The 2020-nt window shown below is 54.7% G+C and carries 4 protein-coding genes; all 4 read left to right on the top strand.

Annotated features, from left to right (window positions below; translation table 11 throughout):
* Window positions 1–237 (top strand): DUF6228 family protein (locus tag AC1D0Z_RS20395; RefSeq protein ID WP_477659990.1); only part of this gene is annotated, 237 nt, incomplete at its 5' end.
* 478 nt (window positions 238–715) lie between these two features.
* Window positions 716–1063, top strand: coding sequence for a hypothetical protein (locus AC1D0Z_RS20390; protein ID WP_477659989.1), 348 nt, complete (start codon window positions 716–718; stop codon window positions 1061–1063).
* A gap of 76 nt (window positions 1064–1139) precedes the next feature.
* On the top strand, window positions 1140–1574 hold the full coding sequence (locus AC1D0Z_RS20385; protein WP_477659988.1) for a hypothetical protein: 435 nt from the start codon (window positions 1140–1142) through the stop codon (window positions 1572–1574).
* Between the two features lie 97 nt (window positions 1575–1671).
* Window positions 1672–2020 (top strand): methyltransferase family protein (locus tag AC1D0Z_RS20380; protein WP_477659987.1); only part of this gene is annotated, 349 nt, incomplete at its 3' end.

The following is a 2020-nucleotide window of genomic DNA, read 5'->3' as shown; positions in this document are numbered from 1 at the left end:
GGAGAGCATCGAGTGCCATGGAAAGGTGCCTTAACTTGGGCTTCCTTGGAAGGTGATTTGGGCTTGTCCGTTACCTGTACAGCCTTGGGTTCGGTCACCTTTCAGGTAGAGCTCAGGGGCCTTCCTGGTGCGCCCGAAGAATGGAGCGTTCAAGTTGGTATCGAGACGGGGCTCGGTGAACTCGAAAGATTAGCAATTGAAGCAAAAGGTTTGGTAGATGCGAACAACGCCATTTAACAATTTGCTCGGCACGCACAAGCAACCGAATGATGCCGCTTCGCGGCCCGGGCTGCGTGCTGGACAGCGCCAACGTTAGGGCTTCATGGAGAAGCATGATGTATGTCCAGAGTGCGGGAAGTCTTTCATGGGCCGCACTCATCGATTGAAGATTACCGTGGCTCGCCTTTTCGGAATGCTATTTCCGACGAGCGCGGGTGAGGTACCTGGGGTAGTCCTATTCGGAGTTCGCTGCCCTGGATGCAACACGATCTTTCAAAGCCGCGAATTGCGCTACTTCGGCTGGCTAGGCTACCCTTCATATCTTGTGCTCTTGTTCGCCCTGTTGGTATCTCTGATGGGGATCACACTATTCGTATGGAGTCGGTGAAATCGTGACATTGAAATCTAACAGGTCAGCCAACGCGGACACCCAAGGGCGTCCTGCTTCGCGCCCACTTTGGGTGGGTGCCGATTATCTTCACGTTAGGAGTCATCAATGAGCACCCTTGCGAATGATTCTTCAGCCTTCGAGGCGTACCAACGACGAATGCTGCTTGAGATCCTGATAACGGTCCGCGATGGCTTCGTCGAAGCTGGAGTGAAGAAGGAGAAGAAGCTGCGCGAGTTGACCGAAAACCTGGCGTTCCATCTGGCATGCATCGTCGATGGATCGAGGGTGATGAATACTGGCGCGGAGTATGTGCACCCCGTACTGGTTTTTACAAAAGGCACAGGTAAGAAGCCAGACTACGCCGAGCTGGTCTACTCTGGTGGTGGCTCCTGGATGCACGAGATACTTGACGAGGAGCTCACAAACGAAGCATTCGAAAAGGATGATTCCTAACGCGCCCGCCGAGTGGATTGCCTGTGGCGACCGCTCACATACACGTTAGATTTAACACAACCCTCAGGGGAAAGCATTGATTCCATTGCACTTTCAGCCATCCATCGAAACAGTAGATGGATATGCCGGCGATGCCATCCGGATGACGCAAAAGGTCTATACCGTCGACATTTCCTCCTTTGCCCCATCCACACTGCGCCGGGTTGACTCCGTTCTGGAAGAGTGGAAAACCGGCGGTGCCAAGATGGAGCAGGTAGCAAAGTCCATCTATGCCTTCGGTTCATTTGCTGGTGAGGTTTTGCTTAAGGCCAGGCATGGCGAGTGGTTTAAGCCAGATCAACCTTCAAATGAAGAGGACTTCTTCGACTATCCGTTCCTGGCTGTTCGCCTGAGGGGCGGAGCAGTTTGGCGCCCCATCAATCTTGGCTTTCAAATCATGGACTCAGTGCCAAACTCAAGCTATTGGAACTCAATCGTCGATCTTCTTGGAAGAGTACCTAGTGAAGGCTAACCTATCAATCGGCATGGACTCACAACAGCAGGAGGCGGCTTCGCCGCGAAGTGTTGATGGTCCGGTTATTCCTACGTCAGGCTTCTGAGTCCAAGCTATGCGCGCCCTCGAACTCAAGATCCCACCACCGCTCGTGGCGCTCATCATCGCGGTCACCATGTGGATCGCTAGAAATGTTGCGCCGACGCTTGACCTGCCGCCCGCTACCCGCATCGCCGGAGCCGGCGTCGTCGCGGTCGTTGGTTGCTACTTCAGCGTCACTGGCGCCATCGCGTTTCGGCGAGCCAGGACCACGGTCAATCCTTTGAAGCCGGAGAGCGCATCGTCACTCGTCACGTTCGGTGTCTATCGGATCACTCGCAATCCAATGTACGTCGCACTCGCCTTGCTTCTGGTGGCATGGAGCTTCTACTTGTCTGCACCTGCGCTCCTGGCCGGCTCAGTGC

Source organism: Polaromonas sp. P1_E3 (assembly GCF_056405935.1).
Note: the sequence above shows the minus strand (reverse complement) of the source record. Positions and strands in the feature narration are given on the sequence as shown.

What these genes read in the sequence shown, in the direction of transcription:
- AC1D0Z_RS20390 (WP_477659989.1), top strand. Translation starts at nt 716, where the DNA reads ATGAGCACCCTTGCGAATGATTCTTCAGCCTTCGAGGCGTACCAACGA.